Raw genomic sequence first — 5,673 nt, 5'->3', positions numbered from 1 at the left:
ACACCTCGGTCTGCCCGAGCCGAGACAGGACCCGGCCACGCAATATGGGCTCTTCCCGGGCGGCGATCCGGATGGCTGAAGTCAGCGGGTCCGCCCGCGAAGCCGTCAGCATCACCCGCCGCTCGGTCCTGCTGGGCCTCGGCGGCGCGGCCCTCATGGGCACGGGAACGGCCGCCTACGCGGTCGGGATCGAGCCCATGCGCCTGTCGGTCACCCGCTACCGCATCCGGCCGATCGGCCCCTGGCCCGCCGGGTTGACGCTCCGGATCGTCGCCGTGTCCGACATTCATGCCTGCGAGCCCTGGATGACCACCGGCCACATCGCCCGGATCGTCGAACTCGCCAATTCCCTCGGCGGCGACGTCGTCGTCCTGTTGGGCGACTACGTCGCCGGCACCCGCGTGGTGACGCGCTTCGTCGACGCGACGGAATGGGCGCCGGTGCTGGGCAGGCTCGAGGCGCCGCTCGGGACCTATGCCATCCTCGGCAATCACGATTGGTGGGAGGATCGCAGCGCGCTGCGCGCGGGGCGCGGACCGACGATCGCCGGCGCGGCGCTTGCGCGCAACGGCATCCGCGTCCTCGAGAACGAGGCCCTGCCGCTCCGGGTCCGCGGCCACGAGGTCTGGCTCGCCGGGCTCGGCGACCAGCTCGCCTTCGAGCGGATCTGGTGGAAGATCGGGCTGAAGCGTTCCGGCGCGGACGACCTTGCCGGGACGCTCGCCCAGATCCCCGACGGCGCCCCCGCGATCCTGCTGGCGCACGAGCCCGACATCTTCCCCAAGATCCCCGCCCAGGTCACGCTGCAGCTCTCCGGCCACACGCATGGCGGCCAGGTTCGGCTCCCCCGCTACGCGCCGGTGGTGCCCTCGCGCTACGGCAACCGCTACGCCTACGGCCATGTCCGCGAGCACACCGACCTCGTGGTCTCGGGCGGCCTCGGCATGAGCGGATTGCCCGTTCGCTTCGGCATGCCGCCGGAGATCGTCGTGGTGGAATTGGCGGGGGCATCGACGGCGTGACCGCTCATCGCCTGACCCTCCGTGTCTATTACGAGGACACCGACTTCTCGGGCTTCGTCTACCACGCGAACTACCTGCGCTTCATGGAGCGGGGCCGCACCGAGCTTCTGCGCGCGCTCGCCATGGAGCAGGCCGACCTCCAGCGCGAGGCCGGGCTCATCTTCGTCGTGCGGCGCATGAGCCTGGACTTCCTCAAGCCCGCCCGCATGGACGACGTGCTGACGATCCTAACGCAGCCGGCCGAGCTGCGCGGCGCCTCGATGCCGCTCGTTCAGGAGGTCCGGCGCGGCGAGGAGGTGCTGCTTCGGGCCGAGGTCACCGTCGCCGCGGTGCGCGACGGGCGCGCCGTCCGCCTGCCGGACGGGCTGCGGCGGGCCCTGTCCCGGACCCTGCCCGCCGGGGCCGTCGAGCCCTGAGGCAGGACGTTCCGTCCGGCGCGCAACAGATCGTTAACCCTGAGGCCCGAAGAACGCAGTCAAGGGTGCGCCGCAGCGGACCCATACTTTCGACAGATTCGAGCGCGATCTGAGGGATACACCGCTTCAGGTCCGATCGAGCGCGGGGACCGCCCGCACGGGCGGTTCGACACGAGGACGACCATATGACCCCCGCCGACGCGATGCAGGCGATGCCTGCGCCGGACATGAGCCTGTTCGGGCTGTTCTGGCAGGCCCATTTCGTGGTAAAGGCGGTGATGATCGGGCTGATCGTGGCCTCGGTCTGGTGCTGGTCGATCATCGTCGACAAGACCCTGCTGTTCCGCCGCACCAAGGCCGAGATGGACGCCTTCGAGGAGGCGTTCTGGTCCGGGCGCTCGCTGGAAGAACTCTACCGCTCCTTCAACGATCGCCAGCCCTCCGGCCTCGGCGCCCTGTTCGTGGCCGCCATGCGCGAGTGGAAGCGCTCCTTCGAGGGCTCGGGCCGGCAGATCCAGAGCCTGTCCCAGCGCATCGACAAGGTGCTGGACGTCACGATCCAGCGCGAGGTCGAGCGGCTTGAATCCCGCCTGCTGTTCCTCGCCTCCATCGGCTCGGCCGGCCCCTATATCGGCCTGTTCGGCACGGTCTGGGGCATCATGACCTCCTTCACGGCCATCGCCGCCTCGAAGAACACCTCGCTCGCCATCGTGGCGCCGGGCATCGCCGAGGCGCTGTTCGCCACCGCGATCGGCCTGTTCGCGGCCATTCCGGCCGTGCTCGCCTACAACAAGCTGCAGGCGACGGTCTCCAAGGCGCAGTCGCGCCTCGAGGGCTTCGCCGACGAGTTCTCCGCCATCCTGTCGCGCCAGATCGACGAGCGGCTCTCGCTCGCCGCCTGATCGCCCCCCGAACACGAGGATATCGTCATGGGCATGGCCCAGAGCGGAGCGCAGGGTGGCGGCAAGCGGCGGCGGGCACGCCGCAGCGGCGCCATCAACGAGATCAACATGACGCCGTTCATCGACGTCGTGCTCGTGCTCCTGATCGTGTTCATGGTGGCCGCGCCGATGATGACCGTCGGCGTGCCCCTCGACCTGCCGCAATCGAAGGCCAGCCCGCTCAATTCCGACACCAAGCCGGTGACGCTCTCGATCCGCCAGACCGGCCAGGTCTTCCTCGGCGAGGACGAGCTGACCGACGACACCATCGTGCCCAAGCTCACCGATACGGCAAAGTCGGGCTTCGAGGAGCGCGTCTTCGTGCGCGGCGACAAGCGGGTCGATTACGGCCGCGTCGCGCAGGTGATGGCGATCGTGACCGGCGGCGGCTTCAAGAAGGTCGCCCTCGTGACCGAGCCGGACCAGAAGTAGCGGCCGTGATCTCGGTGAAGCTCCCCTTTGACCGCCGAGAGCCGGGCGTCTGGATCTCGGGCGGGGTGCATGTCGCCCTGCTCGCCGGCGCCCTGTTCGCGGTCGCCGCGCCGGCCCTGCCCGACGCGCAGGAGGGCGTGCCGGTCGAGGTGATGACCGAGCAGCAATTCTCCGAGATCACCAAGGGCGAGCGCAACGCCGAGAAGCCGTTGCCGGACGCCAAGCCCCGCGCCGACCGCGTCGCGGAGAAGTTCGAGGAGCGCGAGCCCGAGAACGCCAAGGTCGACATGCCCGCGCCGCCCAAGCGCCCCGCCGACATGAAGGTGGCGAGCGCCGAGGAGATGCCGCTGCGCTCCAACGAGCCGGACCCGGCGAAGGAAGCCGGGGAGGCGGCCAAGGCCGCCGAGGCCGCCGCCAAGGCGGCGGAAGCCAAGGCCGCGGCGAAGGCCAAGGCGGAGGCGGCCAAGGTCGAGGCGAAGGCCGAAGCCGCCAAAGCCGAGGCCGAGAAGGCGAAGGCCGAGGCGGTGAAGCGCGAGCAGCTCGCGCAGCTCATCGAGCGCGAAGAGGCGGAGGCCGCGGCCAAGGCCGAGGCGAAAGCGAAGGCGGACGCCAAGGCCAGGGCGGATGCCAAGGCGAAGGCGGACGCGCAGGCCAAGGCCGAGAAGGCGGAGGCCGAAGCCAAGGCCAAGGCCGAAGCCGAGCGCCAGCAGGAGATCGCCGAAGCCAAGGCCGAGGCCGAGGCGAAGGCCAAGGCGGAAGCCGCCGCCAAGGCCAAGGCAGATGCCAAGGCGAAGGCCGTTGCGGACGCCAAGGCCAAGGCGGATGCCGAGGCCAAGGCCAAGAAGCAGGCCGAGCTCGCGGAGAAGTTCAGCGCCGGCGACATCAAGCAGCTCCTCGCCTCGCGGGCGCCCTCGCAATCGACGGGCGCCACCGGCCGCGACGTGCAGCGCACGGCCTCGCTCGGGGCCGCGACCGGCACCGCGCAGCGCCTGTCGCCGTCCCTGCGCGATGCGCTCATCGGGATGCTGACCTCGCAGATCGAGCGCTGCTACTCGGCGCCGCCCGGCGCGGCGCAGGGCGTGGTGCTGCCGATGCTGGACATCCGCCTGAACCCGGACGGCTCGCTCTCGACCGAGCCGCGGATCATGCGCGGCGGCGCCAATTCCGTCGACCAATCGATCGCCCAGGCCGCGCTGCGAGCCGTGCGCCGCTGCGCGCCCTACAAGATCCCCGCCCAATACGCGCCGTATTATAACGATTGGAAGGCGATCAACGCGGAGTTCGAGTTCTCGCGGGCTTGAGCTCCCCTCCCCCTTGTGGGGAGGGATTGCGGGTGGGGGTGGCTGGGTGACCCCGCCGCTCACCAGGCGGAACCACCCCCACCCCCACCTCCAACTCCTCCCCACAAGGGCGAGGAGAGCGCGTCGAGCAGATCCGCCCCACCTTACGGAAGTGATGATGCTTCGCAGCCTCAGCCAACGCCTCGCGCTCCTCGCGCTGATCCTCTTCGGCCTCTCCGCGCCGGCCAACGCCCAGCTCCAGCTCCGGATCGGCGGCGGCGCCTTCCAGCCCATGCCGATCGCGATCACGGATTTCGGCGGCGATGCGAGCCTCGGCCTGCTGGTGTCGAGCGTGGTGACGAACAACCTGCGCCGCTCCGGCTACTTCACGCCGCTGGACAAGGCGAAGTTTCCCGAAAGCCCCGGCTTCGATGCGGTGCCGGGCTTCGAGAAGTGGCGCAGCGCCGGCGTCCAGGCGCTGGTCACCGGCCGGGTCGGGCGTGACGCGTCCGGCAAGCTCAAGGTCGAGTTCCGTCTCTGGGACGTCACCTCGGGCCAGCAGATGACCGGCCAGCAATACGGCACCGACCCGGCCAACGCCCGCCGCACCGGCCACCTGATCTCGGACGCCGTCTATTCGAAAATCACGGGTCTCGGCGGCTGGTTCGACAGCCGCATCGCCTTCGTCGACGAGTCGGGCTCCAAGGAGAACCGGCGCAAGCGCCTGATGGTCATGGACCAGGACGGCGCCAATGTCCGCGCGCTGACCGGCGGCGAGGCCTCCGTCGTGGCGCCGCGCTACTCGCCGGCGACCCAGGACATCGCCTACATGACGCAGACCTCGGGCCAGCAGCCGCGCATCCAGGTGATCAACCTTGAGACCGGCACCCGCCAGGCCATCGGCCGGATGGATTCGATGAGCACGAGCCCGCGCTTCTCGCCCGACGGCCGCCGCCTCGTCATGAGCGTGCAGCAGGGCGGCAACGCCGACATCGTCGCCATGGACCTTGCCTCGAAGTCGCAGACGCCGATCACCAACGGCAACGCCATCGACACCTCGCCGACCTTCTCGCCGGACGGATCGAAGATCGTGTTCGAGTCCGACCGCGGCGGCTCGCAGCAGGTCTACGTGATGGGCGCCGACGGCTCGAACCCGACCCGCATCTCCTTCGGCGAGGGCTCGGCCTCGCAGCCGGCCTGGTCGCCGCGCGGCGACCTCATCGCCTTCACCCGCCAGCGCAAGGGCTCCTTCGCGATCTGCGTGATGAAGCCGGACGGCTCGGGCGAGCGCGTGCTGACGGAGGGCTTCCACAACGAGGGCCCGACCTTTGCGCCGAACGGCCAATACGTCCTGTTCTTCCGCGATCCCGGCGGCGAGGGCGGCGGCAAGCTCTACATGGTCGACATCACCGGCAAGGTGGAGCAGCCCGTGCCGACGCCCTCCTACGCCTCCGACCCGACCTGGTCGCCGCTGCTGGCGGGGCGGTAGAGCGCCCTTCCCTCCCCTTGCGGGGAGGGCAATTGCAGATGGGCGTTCCTTTTAAAGTAACTGAGCACCCAAGCTTGTCATCCCGGGGCTGCG

The 5,673-nt window shown here is 70.0% G+C and carries 6 protein-coding genes; all 6 read left to right on the top strand.

Annotated features, from left to right (window positions below; all coding sequences use genetic code 11):
- Positions 1-71: 71 nt before the first annotated feature.
- Positions 72-1,022, top strand: coding sequence for a metallophosphoesterase (locus MFF55_RS25970; RefSeq protein WP_238247055.1), 951 nt, complete (start codon positions 72-74; stop codon positions 1,020-1,022).
- A complete protein-coding gene (gene ybgC, locus MFF55_RS25965) occupies positions 1,019-1,438 on the top strand; it encodes a tol-pal system-associated acyl-CoA thioesterase (RefSeq protein ID WP_238247053.1) in 420 nt (139 codons plus the stop codon). Before MFF55_RS25970 ends, ybgC begins: the two co-directional genes overlap by 4 nt.
- A 185-nt stretch (positions 1,439-1,623) precedes the next feature.
- Positions 1,624-2,340, top strand: a complete 717-nt coding sequence (gene tolQ, locus MFF55_RS25960) for a protein TolQ (RefSeq protein ID WP_238247051.1) — start codon at positions 1,624-1,626, stop codon at positions 2,338-2,340.
- A 27-nt stretch (positions 2,341-2,367) separates the two neighbouring features.
- A complete protein-coding gene (locus tag MFF55_RS25955) occupies positions 2,368-2,811 on the top strand; it encodes an ExbD/TolR family protein (protein ID WP_238247049.1) in 444 nt (147 codons plus the stop codon).
- 14 nt (positions 2,812-2,825) lie between these two features.
- Positions 2,826-4,112 (top strand): cell envelope integrity protein TolA, encoded by a 1,287-nt coding sequence (gene tolA, locus MFF55_RS25950; RefSeq protein WP_238247047.1) that lies wholly within the window; start codon positions 2,826-2,828, stop codon positions 4,110-4,112.
- 154 nt (positions 4,113-4,266) lie between these two features.
- Positions 4,267-5,580, top strand: coding sequence for a Tol-Pal system beta propeller repeat protein TolB (gene tolB, locus MFF55_RS25945; protein WP_238247046.1), 1,314 nt, complete (start codon positions 4,267-4,269; stop codon positions 5,578-5,580).
- Positions 5,581-5,673 lie beyond the last annotated feature (93 nt).

Origin of the sequence: Methylobacterium iners, assembly GCF_022179305.1 — a bacterium.
Classification (GTDB): domain Bacteria; phylum Pseudomonadota; class Alphaproteobacteria; order Rhizobiales; family Beijerinckiaceae; genus Methylobacterium; species Methylobacterium iners.
This window is presented reverse-complemented; position numbering and strand designations above follow the sequence as displayed.